This is a genomic window from Ensifer sp. Root954 (genome assembly GCF_001429005.1).
In the GTDB taxonomy this organism is placed as follows: domain Bacteria; phylum Pseudomonadota; class Alphaproteobacteria; order Rhizobiales; family Rhizobiaceae; genus Ensifer; species Ensifer adhaerens.
Window position 1 is genome coordinate 42,420 of sequence record NZ_LMJM01000025.1, and the last position, 15,528, is coordinate 57,947.

Annotated in this window: 17 protein-coding genes; 4 read left to right on the forward strand and 13 right to left on the reverse strand. The window is 64.0% G+C overall.

The window, feature by feature from the left end:
* Window positions 1-92 precede the first annotated feature (92 nt).
* Window positions 93-1,325 (forward strand): aromatic ring-hydroxylating oxygenase subunit alpha, encoded by a 1,233-nt coding sequence (locus ASE71_RS19475; protein ID WP_060515868.1) that lies wholly within the window; start codon window positions 93-95, stop codon window positions 1,323-1,325.
* 62 nt (window positions 1,326-1,387) lie between these two features.
* On the opposite strand, the gene ASE71_RS19480 is transcribed toward ASE71_RS19475, so the two are convergent.
* Window positions 1,388-1,831: an Lrp/AsnC family transcriptional regulator gene (locus ASE71_RS19480; protein ID WP_226020607.1), complete on the reverse strand. Its 444-nt coding sequence runs from the start codon at window positions 1,829-1,831 to the stop codon at window positions 1,388-1,390.
* Between the two features lie 113 nt (window positions 1,832-1,944).
* Here ASE71_RS19480 and ASE71_RS19485 point away from each other — a divergent pair, with 113 nt between their 5' ends.
* Complete coding sequence (locus ASE71_RS19485) at window positions 1,945-2,529, forward strand: cysteine hydrolase family protein (RefSeq protein WP_060515870.1); 585 nt, start codon at window positions 1,945-1,947, stop codon at window positions 2,527-2,529.
* Between the two features lie 59 nt (window positions 2,530-2,588).
* Here the strand turns inward: ASE71_RS19485 and ASE71_RS19490 are convergent, their stop codons facing one another.
* The 10 genes from ASE71_RS19490 to ASE71_RS19535 all read right to left on the reverse strand — a co-directional run bounded on the left by ASE71_RS19490 (window position 2,589) and on the right by ASE71_RS19535 (window position 12,700).
* The gene (locus tag ASE71_RS19490) at window positions 2,589-3,113 is read right to left on the reverse strand and encodes a hypothetical protein (RefSeq protein WP_060515871.1); all 525 of its coding nucleotides are present in this window, start codon (window positions 3,111-3,113) and stop codon (window positions 2,589-2,591) included.
* A gap of 250 nt (window positions 3,114-3,363) precedes the next feature.
* Window positions 3,364-4,467, reverse strand: a complete 1,104-nt coding sequence (locus ASE71_RS19495) for an ABC transporter substrate-binding protein (protein ID WP_060516156.1) — start codon at window positions 4,465-4,467, stop codon at window positions 3,364-3,366.
* Between the two features lie 39 nt (window positions 4,468-4,506).
* Complete coding sequence (gene fhuF, locus ASE71_RS19500; protein WP_082566241.1) at window positions 4,507-5,166, reverse strand: siderophore-iron reductase FhuF; 660 nt, start codon at window positions 5,164-5,166, stop codon at window positions 4,507-4,509.
* Between the two features lie 333 nt (window positions 5,167-5,499).
* Complete coding sequence (locus ASE71_RS19505; RefSeq protein WP_060515873.1) at window positions 5,500-5,994, reverse strand: ester cyclase; 495 nt, start codon at window positions 5,992-5,994, stop codon at window positions 5,500-5,502.
* A 59-nt stretch (window positions 5,995-6,053) separates the two neighbouring features.
* A complete protein-coding gene (locus ASE71_RS19510; protein WP_034792090.1) occupies window positions 6,054-7,481 on the reverse strand; it encodes a gamma-aminobutyraldehyde dehydrogenase in 1,428 nt (475 codons plus the stop codon).
* A 24-nt stretch (window positions 7,482-7,505) separates the two neighbouring features.
* Window positions 7,506-8,318: an ABC transporter permease gene (locus ASE71_RS19515; protein ID WP_034792091.1), complete on the reverse strand. Its 813-nt coding sequence runs from the start codon at window positions 8,316-8,318 to the stop codon at window positions 7,506-7,508.
* A complete protein-coding gene (locus ASE71_RS19520; RefSeq protein ID WP_060515874.1) occupies window positions 8,308-9,258 on the reverse strand; it encodes an ABC transporter permease in 951 nt (316 codons plus the stop codon). Before ASE71_RS19520 ends, ASE71_RS19515 begins: the two co-directional genes overlap by 11 nt.
* Window positions 9,255-10,253: an ABC transporter ATP-binding protein gene (locus tag ASE71_RS19525; RefSeq protein ID WP_060515875.1), complete on the reverse strand. Its 999-nt coding sequence runs from the start codon at window positions 10,251-10,253 to the stop codon at window positions 9,255-9,257. Before ASE71_RS19525 ends, ASE71_RS19520 begins: the two co-directional genes overlap by 4 nt.
* 194 nt (window positions 10,254-10,447) lie before the next feature.
* A complete protein-coding gene (locus ASE71_RS19530) occupies window positions 10,448-11,608 on the reverse strand; it encodes an ABC transporter substrate-binding protein (protein WP_029742594.1) in 1,161 nt (386 codons plus the stop codon).
* A gap of 183 nt (window positions 11,609-11,791) precedes the next feature.
* Window positions 11,792-12,700 (reverse strand): LysR family transcriptional regulator, encoded by a 909-nt coding sequence (locus ASE71_RS19535; RefSeq protein ID WP_029742595.1) that lies wholly within the window; start codon window positions 12,698-12,700, stop codon window positions 11,792-11,794.
* 179 nt (window positions 12,701-12,879) lie between these two features.
* Between ASE71_RS19535 and ASE71_RS19540 the strand changes: the two genes are divergently transcribed.
* A complete protein-coding gene (locus ASE71_RS19540; RefSeq protein WP_082566242.1) occupies window positions 12,880-13,779 on the forward strand; it encodes an alpha/beta hydrolase in 900 nt (299 codons plus the stop codon).
* 30 nt (window positions 13,780-13,809) lie between these two features.
* Here ASE71_RS19540 and msrA read toward each other — a convergent pair whose 3' ends face one another.
* A complete protein-coding gene (gene msrA, locus ASE71_RS19545; RefSeq protein WP_060515876.1) occupies window positions 13,810-14,529 on the reverse strand; it encodes a peptide-methionine (S)-S-oxide reductase MsrA in 720 nt (239 codons plus the stop codon).
* 156 nt (window positions 14,530-14,685) lie between these two features.
* On the opposite strand from msrA, the gene ASE71_RS19550 reads away from it, so the two are divergent.
* Window positions 14,686-15,087: an ACT domain-containing protein gene (locus ASE71_RS19550; RefSeq protein ID WP_029742599.1), complete on the forward strand. Its 402-nt coding sequence runs from the start codon at window positions 14,686-14,688 to the stop codon at window positions 15,085-15,087.
* Between the two features lie 14 nt (window positions 15,088-15,101).
* On the opposite strand, the gene ASE71_RS19555 is transcribed toward ASE71_RS19550, so the two are convergent.
* Window positions 15,102-15,521, reverse strand: coding sequence for a GFA family protein (locus ASE71_RS19555; RefSeq protein ID WP_060515877.1), 420 nt, complete (start codon window positions 15,519-15,521; stop codon window positions 15,102-15,104).
* Window positions 15,522-15,528: the final 7 nt, after the last annotated feature.

Sequence of the window (15,528 nt, forward strand, 5' to 3'; positions counted from 1 at the left end):
CCCTCACCGCGCGGATGAGGGGCTCTTCGAGGCACAACGAAAATACGCGTGCCGGATCGCGGGTTTCCGGTCTTCTTTCTGGAGTTCAGTCCATGCTCGCATCGGAGCTTAAGGATACGACAGTTGCGGGCGACCGCATCGATCAGCTGGTCGCCGGCCATCGTCCGGGCCATGGGCTTGCCCGCGCCTTCTACCTCGACCCGGAGATCTATGAACGGGACCTCGAGCGGCTTTTTCGGCGTCACTGGCATTGCGTCGCCCATGAAAGCGCGATCCCCAACGCCAATGATTTCGAGGTCTTCCGCATGGCCTCCGAGCAGGTGATCGTCACCCGTACGGCAAGCGGCGAGATCCATGCAATGCTCAATGTCTGCCGTCATCGCGGGGCCGAGGTCTGCACCAAGGACAAGGGCAATGCCCGTGCCTTCGTCTGTCCCTACCATGCCTGGACCTATGGCAATGATGGCGCGCTGAAGGCGGCGCGGCTGATGCCCAAGGACTTCAAGCGCGAGGACCACGGCCTGAAGAAGCTCAACGTGCGTGTCGTCGAAGGATTGATCTTCATCTCCTTTGCCGCCGAGCCGCTTGATTTCTCCGAAGTCGAGCGCCTGTTGCGTGCGACCTGCGGCCAGTATGGCTGGGGATCGGCGAAGATCGCCCATCGTCAGAGCTATGCGATCGACGCCAACTGGAAGCTTGCGGTCGAAAACTATGTCGAGTGCTACCATTGCGGGCCGGCGCATCCGGAATATTCCGAAACCCATGCGCTGGAACAGCCGCTGCACCTGATCGAGGAACTGAACGCCAGGATGGAGGCGCGCACCTGCGCGCTCGGGATCGAGGTCGCCTCCGGCAATCACTGGCAGAATTCCACCGGCGGCAAGGAGACCATCCATGCCTTCCGCTACGCGCTCTATGATGGCGTCCAGACCGGCAGCAAGGACGGGCAGGCGCTGAGCACGCTGATGGGCCGCTTCACCGATTTCGACGGCGGCGTCACCTCGATCCATCTGGGTGGCACCACCTTCCTCGTCTGCTATCCGGACCACGGCATGATCTACCGCTTCATCCCAAAGACGGCCGAAACCTCGGAGATGGAGCTGATCTGGCTCGTCGACGGCAAGGCCGAGGAGGGGCGCGACTACGATCTGGAAAAGCTCACCTGGCTCTGGAAGGTGACGACCGACGAGGACAAGGCGATCATCGAGCACACGTCGCGCGGCGTGCGTTCGCACTACTTTGTGCCAGGCCCAATCGCGCCGATGGAGCAGAACGAGCTGCGCTACATCAACTGGTATCTCGACGAGATCAGCCGGCCGGCCTGAGCGGCAAGCTGCAGGCAAATCGCGTCGCCGGTGCAAGCGTGCCGGCGACGCATTTCGTTTGCCTAGTCCCGCCGGTTGAAATGCGTCCTCAGCGCCACATGCGTCTGCACCGTCGCGACGCCCGGGATGATCGATATCTGGCGGCGGATGGTGTCGAGATCGCCGTTGGAGGCGCACTCGACCAGCACCATCAGGTCGGTGGCGCCGGCGAGCGACCAGCAGGTGACGATCGGCGGCATGGCCGAGAGATGCGGCACGATATGGTCGCAGTTCTTGCCGGGCTGGAAAGTGATCGCGATCAGCGATTTGACGGTCGGGCTCTGGTCTTCGATGCCGAGGCGGATGGTGTAGCCGGCAATGACGCCCTTCGATTCCAGCCGTCGCAGCCGGTCATGGGCCGCGCTGCGCGAAAGGCCGCTGTGGCGGGCCAGTGCCACCAGGCTCTGGCGCGAATCCTGCCTGAGCGCTGCCAAAAGCAGGCGATCCTTTTCATCGATTTCCGTCAAAACGTCGCCTCCTTGTCGCCATTTCCGGACATATGTCCGGTCAGGCGTCACCATGTCCAGTGAAATCGGACGATAGGCAAGATAGCGTCTCCCTACAACCAAGGAGCCTTGCCATGCCCAAAATGAGTGTCCCCGACAACGCCGTGCTGCTGCCGATCGACATGCAGCAGGCCTTTGACAGCGGCCCCTGGCCGCGTCGCTGGAATGAGGCGGTCGACAGCAACGGCCTTGCGCTCCTTGCCGCCTGGCGGGCAAGCGGCCGACCAGTCATTCACGTGCGCCACGACAGCGTCATGCCCGGCTCGACGCTTTCCCTCGGCGCGCCCGGCAACGGCTTCCGGCCGGGCTTCGGGCCGATGGGAGACGAGGCACTCGTCACCAAGGGCGTGAACGCCGCCTTTATCGGTACCGACCTCGACTTGCGCCTGCGTCGTCTCGGCGTCGAGACGGTCGTCGCCTTCGGCATTTCTACCGACATGTGCGTCTCGACCTCGGTGCGCGTCGGCGCCAATCTCGGCTACCGCATGATCCTCGTCGAGGATGCCTGCGATTGTTTCGACCAGCCGGACGGCGAAGGCGGAGTGATCTCGGCGCGGGAAATCCACCGCGCCCACGTGGCGACCTTGCGGGCGGAATTTGCCGAGGTGTTGTCGACGGCGAAGCTCGTCGAGGCGTTGCAGCGACCGGCAGCGGCTTGACGGTCGGGCGCGGGCAGGCGGGGGCTACCGTTCAGGTGCTTCCGCTCCCGCGCCGCCGACTACCGGTTGGCGCCGCGGACTTCCTGGATCTCGGTCGTCCATTTCGGCGCCGTCAGGCTTTCGCCCTCGCGGTTGGGGAAGGTGAGGAAGGTTTCGAACGAACGGCTCTGGCCCGCCGGCACGCGGGCGAGGATGAGTGCGGTGTCGTTGCCGATCGTCTCGCAATTACCGTCAGGGCAGTTTTCGAGCGTTACCGCGAGGCGGAAATACTCGAGTAGTTGCGGCCCTTTGTTCGTCACCGTGCCGCGCAGCCGGAAGCTTCTCTCCGGCTGGCTCTGTTCGAAGGTCAGGCCTTCGAGGGCAACGTCGGCGGCCGTGAGGCCGGCCGGTTGGGTTGTCTCAACGGGCGGCGGCGCGGCCGGCGTGCGACCGTCGCGGTCGGCAAACCAGATGATGAAGGCGACGAGCAGGCCGAGCGCCACGGCGACGGAGAGGATCGGTTCGGCCCAATGACGAAAGCGGCTGAAGCGCGCTGCCAGATACACGACGACAAGACCCAGCGGTAACGCGATCAACCATAGCATCAAGATCCTCCTCAACCCCGCATCATTCCTTGGTCCGGAACCGACGCAACAGAGAAATCGTGCAGCCGATCAACGTGTTACAGCGACGCTCGCCTTTTGGAACGGCGCGCTACACCACCTGGCCTTTATATAGGGTGGGCGCCGACTGGCAACACGCCGGGGCGTCGGACGAAAGGAAGCACCCTGACGAATTGGTGAACACGCGTGACGATACCGTGTGGGTCCGCGCTCGCGTGTGCAGGACGTCTCCCTATCTGGCGGGTGTCAGGTCCACCCAGTAGGTGCCTTCGAACGGCACCGCGGCGAAGCGGGCGTTGATCTCGGCAAGGCTCTTCTGGGGGTCGAGATCGCCAAACAGATCCGGCCGGATCCAGGTGGCGAAGGCTTCGGCGGCGACGATGTTGAGCGGGATCGCATTGAAGAAGTTCCAGAGACCGTGCACGCGCTTTTCCTCGACGGCGCGGATGGTCTTCAGCGCCGGCGCCTCGATGGTGCGGGCCAGCGTCTCGCGCGCTTCGTCTTCGCTGACGCCGGGGCCGATCGAGAGCGTGCCGTATTTGCCGCCGGGCGAGGAGGTGGCGATATAGATTTCCGGATTGGCGGCCATGATCGCCTCGGCGTTGACGGTCCCGCCCGGCCGCGGCAGTACGCCTTCGGCAAAATTGCGGCCGCCGGCCACCGTCAGGAATTCGCCGAGACCGCCGGTGCCATAGGCCCAGCAACAGCGGTCGGGTTGGGGGAAGGCGTCCATCAGCACCAGCGGGCGCGGTTCCGGCTTGGCGGCGATGCGGTCGCGGATCAGCTTGAGCTTGTCCTCGTAGAACCGGGCGAAAGCTTCTGCCTGTTCGTCCCGTTCGAGGATGCGGCCGAGCAGACGCATCATGCGCGGCGTGCCGGTCAGCGCGTCGTTGTTGAAATCGACCACCACCACGGGCACGCCGATGCCGGTCAGATACTCGATGGCGCGCCTGCCGGACTCGGTGTCGGATTGCCAGTTATTGAGCAGCGCGAGATCGGCCTTCACCGTCAGCAGCGTCTCGAAGGAGAGGCCCGGGCCGGTGCCATCATCGATCTGCGGCACGTCGGCGATATCAGGAAACTTACGCCGGAAGCTCTCGTAGATCTCGGGGTTGTCGGTCTTCATGTCGCCGGACCAGGCCGCAAGCAGGCTGACGGGATCGGGATGGATGAGCGACAGGGCGACGAGATTGAAGCCGCTTCCAAGCAGGATCGCCTTCGGCTTTGCCGGTATCGTCACCTCGCGGCCGACCGCATCGGTGACGGTCATCGGCCAGTTGCTTTCGGCGCGGGCGGAGACAGCAAAGAGCAGGGCGGTGATGAAAAGGAGCGTCAGCCGAAGGGCGGCCGGGAAGAGGAAGCGGGAAGACAAAACCTATTGGTTCCTTTGGCTTGGGAGGGCGCAGAGGCTGCCGCAGCTCGGGACGCCGGGCAGCAGATAGCGCAGGCAGCAGATCTTGCGCCGGCAGACACGGGCGCCATCTTCCTCCTCGTGCCGCAGGCAATCGAAGAAGGGATTGGGTGTGCCGTCCGGCAGGGACTTGCTGCCGATCAGCGCGTCGGCCTGCGCGTTCAGCGGCTCGATGCCGGAGGCGCGCAGCGCATAGTCGATATAGACGAGCGCATTGTTCCAGGCGAGCTTCGGGGCGATGCCGCCGACGGACTTGAGATAGCTGACGACCTCACGCAGATGCCCCTGCATCAGGGGGGCAAGCGTGGCGAAAACGTCGCTATCGTCCGCTTTCTGCCAGTCGCCCGGTGTGGCGACACCGAAGGTTCGCGGCAGGCCATCCTCGGCGAGCGCCACCTTCATCTGATCGAAGGCGACGGGCAGCACCTGATGGTCAAGCACGCGCGCGACGAGATAGGGAATGGTGAGGCTCGAAAAATAGTAGAGCGACCACATGGAGGCGACGGCACGGCGGTCGCTGGCGCCGGATTTCTCCGTGTAGGTATCGAGCGCGCGGTCGAAGGCGCCGGAGGCAAAGAAGTCCGGCAGCGCCATGCCGTCGGAAAGCTCGTCCGAGAGCACCATCTTCTCATTGCACCAGGCATGGGTGCCGGCAAAGGCGGCCGACAGCGCCTTGGGGCCGCCTGTCGCGACGACCGGTTCGGACACGGCCGCCGTCAAGACGTCACCCGCGCGCGGGTAAGCCCGATCGGAAATGGAGCCTTGGAAGAACGCCGTCCTGCAAGCATGCGATACCTTCTGAGCGTGGTCAGAAACTCATAAGGTGATCGTGTTACTCAAGATTTTTTCCGGTGCAAGTCATTTATGAGTTTTGTATTCATGATTTGAAGCCAAGAGACGATGGCCGGAAGCCGAAGCCTGCGGCCATCGAAGCGGCGAAACCGCCGCTCGGCTCGTCTACTGCATCAGACCGAGCTGCTTGTAAAAGCCGAGCGCGTCGTAATAGTCGTTCTGGGCGGCGATCTTGCCATCCTTGACGGTAAAGACCGAGGCGCCGGTGAACTTGAAGCTCTTGTTGGTCGCGGCCGTGCCGTCGGCCCAGGCGCCCGAATTGGTGCCGGAGAACTCCCATTCGAAGGAGACCTTGTCGCCGCTAGCGATAGGATCACCCTTCATGGTCCAGACGGCATCAGGCACCGCGTTCAGGAAATTGTCGATGACGCCGGTCTTGGCGGCATCCTTGCCGGTGACCGGCTTGCCGACCGACGCGTCGTAATAGGTGACGTCATCGGCGAAGTAGGATGCGGCCTTGCTCGAGTCATGGGCATTCCAGGCCGCGACATAGGCCGCGACCACATCCGGCGCCGCGTCGGCGGCAAACGCCGCCGGCGTGAGCACGAGGGCGCTGAGGCCGAGGGCTCCAGCGGCAACAAGCAATTGACGACGGTACATCGCAAACTCCTCCCGTTTGTTTCGTTTGCATGCATTCTCCGCGCCCGGGGCGGTGAGCCTCAGCCGTGGTTGATCATGATGTGGCGAACGGCGGTGTAGTCCTCGAGCGCGTAGACCGACATGTCCTTGCCGTAGCCCGACTGCTTGACGCCGCCATGCGGCATCTCGTTGGTCAGCATGAAGTGGGTGTTGATCCAGGTGCAGCCGTATTGCAGGCGGGAGGCGGCCTTCATCGCCCGGGAAATGTCCTTGGTCCAGACGGAGGAGGCGAGGCCATAGTCGCTGTCGTTGGCCCAGGCGACGGCATCGTCCTTGCCGGTGAAGCGGGTAACGGAGACGACGGGGCCGAAGACTTCGCGGCGCACGATCTCGTCTTCCTGCGTGGCGCCGGCCACAACCGTCGGCTGGAAAAAGAAGCCGTCCGAGCTGCCGGCGGCACCGCCGGTGGTGATCTCGATGTGCTTCTGGTCGGCAGCGCGCTCGACGAAGCTCGCAACGCGATCGCGCTGGCGGCGCGAGATCAGCGGGCCGATCTCGTTTTCGGTGTCGTCGGCGAGGTTGTAGCGGATGGTCGAGACCGCCGAGGTGAGGTCGGCGACCAGCTTCTCGTAGATACCGGCTTCGGCATAGATGCGGCAGGCGGCGGTGCAGTCCTGGCCGGCATTGTAATAGCCGAAGGTGCGGATGCCGTTGACCACCGCTTCGAGGTCGGCGTCGTCATAGACGATGACCGGGGCCTTGCCGCCGAGTTCGAGATGGGTGCGTTTCACGGTCTTGGCGGCCGCCGCCAGCACTTTCTTGCCGGTAGCGATATCGCCGGTGATCGAGACCATCGAGATCTTCGGATGGTTGATCAGCGCATTGCCGACGGTTTCGCCGCGGCCGCTGACAACATTGACCACGCCTTCCGGCAGGATGTCGGCAAGCACCCGCGCGAGCTTCAGCGCCGTCAGCGGCGTCTGTTCGGAGGGCTTGAAGACGACGGTGTTGCCGCCGGCGATCGCCGGCGCCAGCTTCCAGGCCATCATCATCAGCGGATAGTTCCACGGCGCGATCGAGCCGACGATGCCGATCGGATCGCGGCGGATCATCGAGGTGTGGCCGGGCAGGTACTCGCCTGCGGTCGGGGCGTGCAGGTTGCGCACGGCGCCGGCAAAGAAACGCCAGCAGTCGACGATAGCGGGCAGTTCGTCGTTCTTGACCGCATTGATCGGCTTGCCGCAGTTGAGCGCCTCGAGGGCTGCAAAGCCGTCCGCATCCTTCTCGATCGCATCGGCGATCTTCAGGAGATAGTTGGAGCGTTCGGCCGGTGTCGTCTGCGACCAGCTGGTGAAGGCGCTTTCAGCGGCGTCGACGGCCGCCTCGACCTGGGCATGCGAGGCTTCCGGCAGATCGACGATCTTGCCGCCCGTCCGCGGGTTCAGGATGTGTTCGTCGGCCTCGGTGCCGGCCTCGAAGCGCGATCCGATCAGCAGTTGGGTGTCCATGTCTGTTCTCCCTTGATAGTCGAGTTATTTGCCGGCGCCGGCGATCTGGTCGCCGTCGCGGGTGAGGTAGTAGGCGCCGAGGATCGGCAGGAAAGTGACGAGCACCACGACCATGGCAACCACATTGGTCACCGGGCGCTGGCGCGGGCGGATCAGCTCTTCGAGCATCCAGATCGGCAGCGTGGACTGCTGGCCGGCAGTGAAGGTGGTGACGATCACCTCGTCGAAGGAGAGCGCGAAGGCGAGCATGCCGCCGGCAAGCAAAGCCGTGCCGATGTTGGGCAGGATGATGTAGCGGAAGGTCTGGAAGCCGTCGGCGCCAAGGTCCATCGAGGCCTCGATCAGCGAGCCGGAAATCCGCCGGAAGCGCGCGACCGCATTGTTGTATACGACGACGATGCAGAAGGTCGCGTGGCCGAGCACGATGGTCCAGAAGGAAAACGGAATATCGGCCATCGAGAAGGCGGAGCGCAGCGCAATGCCGGTGATGATGCCGGGCAACGCGATCGGCAGGATGACGAGCAGCGAGACCGTCTCGCGGCCGAAGAAGCGCGTCTGGCTGACGGCTGCGGCGCAGAGCGTGCCGAGCACCAGCGCGACCGCGGTTGCGATTGAGGCGACCTTGACCGAAAGCGTCAGCGCCGCCCAGACGTCGGGCCGGTTCCAGGCAACGGCGAACCACTGCGTCGTCAGCCCCGGCGGCGGGAACTGATAGCTCTTTTCCTCCGTCGTGAAGGCATAGAGGAAGATCAGGAGGATCGGCAGGTGCAGGAAGGCGAGGCCGGCGGCGGCCGCAATCTTCAGGCCCATCGGTGAGCGGTTTCGTTCAGAGCGCATCGAAGGCTCCCATGCGTTTGGCGACGAAGAGGTACGCGCCCATGATGACGATCGGGACGACCGTGAATGCGGCGGCCAGCGGGATGTTGCCGGCCGTGCCCTGCTGGGCATAGACGGCCTGGCCAATGAAGAGGCGCGACGAGCCGACGATCTGCGGGATGATGTAGTCGCCGAGCGTCAGCGAGAAGGTGAAGATCGAGCCGGCGACGATGCCGGGAAGGGCCAGCGGAAAGAGCACGTAGCGGAAGGTCTGGGCCGGCGTGCCGCCGAGATCGGAGGACGCCTCGATCAGGTTGCCGGGCACGCGCTCCAGCGCTGCCTGGATCGGCAGGATCATGAAGGGCAGCCAGACATAGACGAAGACGATGAAGGTGCCGGTGTAGCTGACCGAGAGCGAGTTGCCGCCGACCACGGGTAGCGACAGCCAGCCGTCGAGCAGCCACATGAGATGCAGCTTTTCGAAGAACCAGGTGAGGATGCCCTCCTTGGCCAAAATCAGCTTCCAGGCATAGATCTTGACCAGATAGCTCGACCAGAGCGGCAGCATCACGCCGAGATAGAAGAGCACCTTCCATTTCCCCTGTGCGTAGCGCGCGGCGTAATAGGCGATCGGGAAGGCGATGACGGCGGAAGCGACGGTGACGGTCGCCGCCATCAGCACGGTGCGCAGGATAATGTCGAGATTGGTTTCGCTGAGCAGTTGGCGATAGGTCGCGAGCGTGAACTCGTAGTTGATCAGGCCCGAGAAATCGTCGATCGAGAAGAAGCTCTGGAGCAGAAGCGCAAACAGCGAGCCGAGATAAACGACGCCGAGCCAGAGCAGCGGCGGGGCGAGCATGATCAACAGAAGCAGATGCGGGTGCTTCCAGAAGAAGTCCGACAGGCGGCCGGCGGGGCCTCGGCGTTCAGGCAGAACGAGGGGTTCGGCAAAGGCGGTCATGCGTCCTCCATCGGGTGCAGCTCGTTTGCGGCAAAGCTGATGGTGACGGGGCTGCCGAGCGCGGGCACGGCGAGCGCTGCGGGGCTGGCGACCGCGACGCGGGCGCCATCGACATCGACGACGACACGGTTGACGGCGCCGAGGAAGCTATGGGCCGAGACGGTGCCCGAGAGGCTGAGCGCGCCATCTACCGGCTGGGCGAGGACGATCGCTTCGGGACGCAGGCTCGCACAGGGTGCCTTCAGCCCGAGCCGCTGGCAGAGCTTTTGCGGCAGCACGTTGGACGAGCCGACGAAATCTGCGACAAACCGCGTCTTCGGCTGCTTGTAGACGTCTTCCGGGCTGCCAAGCTGCTGGATGCGGCCATCGTTGAAGACGGCGATGCGGTCGGCCATCGACAGCGCCTCGCCCTGGTCGTGGGTGACGAAGACGAAGGTGATGCCGAGCGACTTCTGCAGGCTCTTCAGTTCCTCCTGCATCTGCTCGCGCAGCTTCAGATCGAGCGCGCCGAGCGGCTCGTCGAGGAGCAACACCTTGGGCTTGTTGACAAGTGCCCGGGCGAGCGCCACGCGCTGGCGCTGACCGCCGGAGAGTTGCCCGGGACGGCGGGTGCCATAGCCCGGCAGCTTGACCATGGCGAGTGCGTCCTCGGCCGCCTTGCGCCGCTCCTCGCGGCCGACACCCTTGACCATCAGCCCATAGGCGACGTTGTCGAGGATCGAGAGGTGCGGGAAGAGCGCGTAGTCCTGGAAGACGGTGTTGACGCTGCGGCGATAGGGCGGCACGCCCTCCGCCGTTTCGCCGAAGATCTCGATATGGCCGCCGGTCGGCTGCTCGAAGCCGGCCATCAGGCGCAGGCAGGTGGTCTTGCCGGAGCCTGAGGGGCCGAGCATGGCGAAGAACTCGCCCTCGGCAATCTCGAGGTTCACGCCATCGACGGCGCGCACGGCGCCGAAGTGGCGGGAAACATTGTCGAAGAGAACGGCGGTGGTCATTGTATGGCTCCGGGAAATGTGGCCCCTCATCCGCCCTGCCGGGCACCTTCTCCCCGCAGGCAGGGCGAAGGGGACGTGCGGCGGGCGTCTTGCCTCAAGTTCACGCCCTACGGTTTGGCCGGGGGCGTTCCCTCTCCCCGCGTGCGGGGAGAGGGTCAGGGTGAGGGGCAAATGCTTGCGATAGGTCTGACGGCTTAGCGGCCGCCGATCACGCCGATATAGTCGGAGACCCAGCGGTGATAGGGCACGCATTCGCCCTGGCTTTCACACTTCGTCACCGGCGTCTTCCAGAACTTGACCTTGTCGAAGTCCTCGTAGCCGTTGGTCTTGCAGCCGGCGTCGGTCAAGAGTTCGTTGCCCTTGCAGGCCGCACCGACCGACGGGTTGGCGCCGAACCAGGCGGAGACGTCGCCCTGGACCTTCGGCGACAGCGAGTGCTCCATCCACATATAGGCGCAGTTCGGATGCTGGCTGTCGGCGTGCAGCATGGTGGTGTCGGCCCATCCGGTCACGCCTTCTTCCGGAATGGTCGAGGCGATCGGCAGCTTCTCGGCTTCCATCAGGTTGACCTGAAACGGCCAGGAGCCGGAGGCGACGACGCCTTCGTTCTTGAAGTCGTCGATCTGGATCATTGCGTCGTGCCAGTAGCGGCCGACGATCTTGCGCTGGCCGCGCAGCAGCTCGAGCGCTGCCTTGTACTGGTCTTCATTGAGTTCGTAGGGGTCCTTGATGCCGAGTTCCGGCTTGTGCTTCATCAGGTAGTTGGCAGCGTCGGCCACATGGATCGGGCCGTCATAGGCCTGGACGCGGCCCTTGTTGGACTTGCCGTCGGGCAGGTTCATTTCCTCGAAGACGACGTTCCAGCTCTTCGGCGCTTCGCCCTTGAAGGCGTCCTTGTTGTACATCAGCACGTTCGGGCCCCAGACGTAGGGCGTGCCGTAGTGGACGCCATTGACTGTGTACCAGGGCGCGTTCTGCATGCGCTCGTCGATCGTCTTCCAGCTCGGGATGAGATCGGTGTTGATCGGCTGGACGCGCTTGCCGGCGACGAGGCGCAGCGAGGCGTCGCCCGAGGCGGTGACAAGGTCGAAGCCGCCTTCGTTCATCAGCGCCACCATTTCGTCCGAGGTGGCGGCGGTCTTGACCGAGACCTTGCAGCCGGTCTGCTTTTCGAAATCCGTGACCCAGTCATAGGCCTTGTCGGTCTCGCCGCGCTCGATGTAGCCGGCCCAGGCGACGATGGAGAGTTCGCCTTCGCCCTTGCCGAGTTCCTTCAGCGGCTCCTGCGCGAAGGCCGGGGCGACAAGGCCGAGCGACAGGGTCAATGCCGTGCAGGATTTGAGCATCTGCTTCATCTGAATTCTCCCAGTTTTGAGCCGCGTTTTGCGGCTTCGTTCCCAGGATGAAGCGTGCCTTCATTTCACCGTATTCGCAAATTCATTAAACAGAATGTCGCTTTCGGTTTTTCCGATATCGGTCACCCACCGGCACGCCAAAGGTGTGGCCAGTGTCGGGAGAAGACTAATAAATTTAGTGAATTAGCGCGGTCTGGCGCTTCTCAGCGCTTCGGCGATGCCGACGAAATCGCGCGCCGATTGTGGCAGGCCGGAGCCCTTGCGCCAGACCATGCCGACCTGCACGACGGGAAGCGCGCCCGACACGTCGCGGCTCTCGATGCGGTCGCCTTCCAGCGACCAGGGGCGGTAGACGAGGTCAGGCAAAAGCGCGATGCCGGCGCCTGTCGCCACCAGGCTGCGCACCGCTTCGACCGAGCGGGTGCGGAAGGCGACATGCGGGCGGGCGCCAAGTGCGGACAAAAGCTTGCCGGTGTTCTCCTCGATTTCGTCCACTGTCAGCATGATCAGCGGTTCCTTGGCGATATCGCTGACGGAGATGATGTCGGCGCTGACCAAGGGATGTCCGATCGGCAGCCATAGGCGATAGGGCGAGGTCTCCAAAATCTCCGCCTGCAGCGCCATGCGGTCGCGCAGGTTGGATATGACCATGACGGCGACATCGAGCTCGCCGCCGATCAGCAGATGTTCGAGATAGGAGCCGTTGTCCTCGATGGCGCTGACTTCCACGCCGGGGCAGGCGCGGCGATAGCGGGCGAGCAGATCGGAAAGCACGTAGCCAGCAACCAGCGAAGTGACGCCGAGGTTGAGCTTGCCGCCGGTTTCCTCGCGGCTGTCGGAAAAGCTGCGGCGGGCGTCCGAGACGTTGGAGAGGATCTTGGTGGCGTGGCGCAGGAACTGGTGGCCGTTGTGGGTGATCGACAGGCCGCGCGGATGCCGGTCGAAGAGCTCGACGCCGAGATCGCCTTCCAGCTCCTTGATCGCCTCGGTGATCGAGGATTGCGAGATCGAGAGGTTCTGCGCCGCACGGGTGATCGACCCCTGTTCGGCGACGGCGACGAAATACTGCAACTGTCTGAAAGTGAAGGCCATGGCGCGAGTTAATAGGTGCGAGGCCGGGCTGGCAAGCGGGTGGCCGATGCAACCGGATCGACCGCCGATTTTTTCCCGTCATGTCGGTTTTCGGACAGGGAGCCGGAACGCCGGTGCTAAGCTGCTGGCGACTTCGGGATTGCAGGGAGGACGACGTGGATCAGGTGACCAAGCGGCCGATGCCGACGGAGGAGGGGATCCTCGCCTTTCATCGCCGCTGCGAGGACTTCTATCCCGCCGACGCGGTCGATGCCTCGATCGAACAGCAGCGCAAATGGTATGACGCGCTCTGCGCCGAGTTCGATGCGCCGAGCCCGGCCGGGCTGACGCGCATGGATGAACTCGTCGACGGCCGTATCCCGACCCGGCGCTACCGGCCGGCCAAGGTCTCGAGCGAAACGCGCATCTATTACATCCATGGCGGCGGCTTCGTCGTCGGTTCGCTCGACAGCCATGATGCGATCTGTGCCGAGCTTGCGAATTTCGCTCAGGCCGAGCTGGTCTCGGTCGATTATCGGCTCGCGCCGGAGCATGTCTGGCCGGCTGCCTTTGACGACAGCTACGCAGTGCTGCAACACCTCCTGTCCGACGGCCGCCCGGTCGTCGTGGCCGGCGACAGCGCCGGCGGCAATCTCACGGCTGGCATCGTTCTCAAGGCACGGGCGGAAAGGCTTTCCGGCATCGTTGGCCAGGTGCTGATCTATCCCGGCCTTGGCGGCGATCTCGTGTCGGGTTCCTATGAGGAGATGGCCGAGGCGCCGGGGTTGACGACCGCCGATGTCAGCTACTATCGCGATATCCTCAAGGCGCCGATGGGCAATCCCTTCGCCGCGCCGCTGGCGGAAACGGATCTCTCGGGCCTGCCGCCGAGCTATGTAACCGGCGCCTTCTTCGACCCCTTGCGCGACGATGCCCGCATTTATGCGGCGCGGCTTGCCATGGCGGGCGTGAACGTCACCTTCCGCGAGGAGCCGCAGATGATCCATGCGTGGCTGAGGGCGCGGCACATGAGCGAGGGCGCGCGCGAAGGCTTTCGCCGGCTGGCGGAAGGCGTGGCGGTCCTTGTCGGAACGCGTTGACGACCTGCTGTGTCCGTTTGTGAAGCGGGCCTAGCTCTTCGGCTTGAACACCAGCACCGGATTTGCCTGGAAGGCCTCGGGGAACAGGGTTCTCAAGTTCTCGATCTTCGGCAGGTCGTTGTAGACGATATAGGGGTGCGTCGGGTTTCGCGTCAGGAAATCCTGATGATAGTCCTCGGCAGCGTAGAAGCCCTTGAAGGGCGAAACCTGCGTGACGATCCTTGCCGGGAAGGCGGCTGATTTGCCGAGCTGGGCTATATAGGCATCGGCGATCCGCTTCTGTTCATCGGTGACGGCAAAGAGCGCCGATCGATACTGCGGGCCGTGATCCGGCCCCTGATAGTTGAGTTGGGTCGGATTGTGGGCGACGGAGAAGAACACCTGCAGCAGCCGGCCATAGGTGACGTCGCGCGGATCGAAGGTCACTTCCACCGCCTCCGCATGGCCGGTCTTGCCGCCGCTCACGGTTTCGTAGTCGGCGGTTGCCGCGGTGCCGCCGGAATAGCCGGAGACCGCTTTCTTCACGCCCTTAAGGTGCTGGAAGACGCCCTGCACGCCCCAGAAACAGCCGCCGGCAAAGACGGCGATTTCGGTCGAAGCGGATGACTTCTCGTCGAGTGACGGCGGCGGGATGACGACGGCCGGCTCCTGGGCGGCGGCGATGGGCGAAAACGCCAGCAACGCGGCGAAGACCGCGGTCAATCTTGTGAGGGATCTGTCAGAGGTTTGTACCGACTTGCTGCGCGCCATCGCGTCCTCCCGTCGCCCGGCTCCAGCGCCGGCGTTCGATGACCTCATGTTTTCATGGGATTGGCAACGGTCAAATCGCGATCGCGTGCTTCACGCCAACGTGACGATCCGATACCAGTGGGCAAGCACGAGGCGCCGAGAACGAGGGACGATGACATGGCCGGAGAAACGGATCTCGCGAAACTGCTTTCGACGATGAACCCGGTGCTGTTTCCGCAGACCTACGTCTATTGTACCGTCGCCTATCAGGATCAGGCGCGCTACCAGGCGCTGGAGGCGCTTGCCACCTATCGCGAGGACGAGGGGCTGACCCTGGTCGTTACCCGCGCGGCCGCTGACGAGGCCGGGCTCGCCTATGGTCCGCTGCTTCGCCGCATCACGCTCAACGTGCATTCGGCGCTCGAGGCCGTGGGGCTGACGGCGGCCGTTTCGGCAGCGCTGACGCGCGAGGGCATCAGCGCCAATGTGATCGCCGCCTATTACCATGACCACATCTTCGTGCCGGAAGCGGATGCCGAGCGAGCGCTCGATGCGCTCCGGGCGCTGACCGTCGCCTGACTGGCCGTGTGCGCTCACATGAAGCGCGTGTCGGCGGGCGCGTTGAAGTGGTCGTCATCGCGGCCGTTTTCGTAGATGATCGGCGCCTCGGCGAGTTCCGCGTCGCTGACGCCATCGAGGCAGGCGACATTGACCGCGTAGAAATGGCCGATGAAATCCTTGTGGTAGCCGCGCGAGAAGGGCCGGACACCGCAGCGGCTGCAAAAATAATGATCGACGTCGCCTTCGATCCAGCTCGAATTGTCGGCCCGGTAGCTCGTCAGCCGGTCCTTGCTTGACGTGATCTCGAATTCTTCGCGCAGCGCAAAGGCCTTCTGCATGCGCGTCTTGGCGCAGAAGGAGCAGTTGCAGCGGCGGATGCCCTCGGCGAGATCAAGCTGGCATTCGAAGGCGATGGCGCCGCAATGGCAGCTGCCGCGATAGAGCTTCTTCATCGGTTTC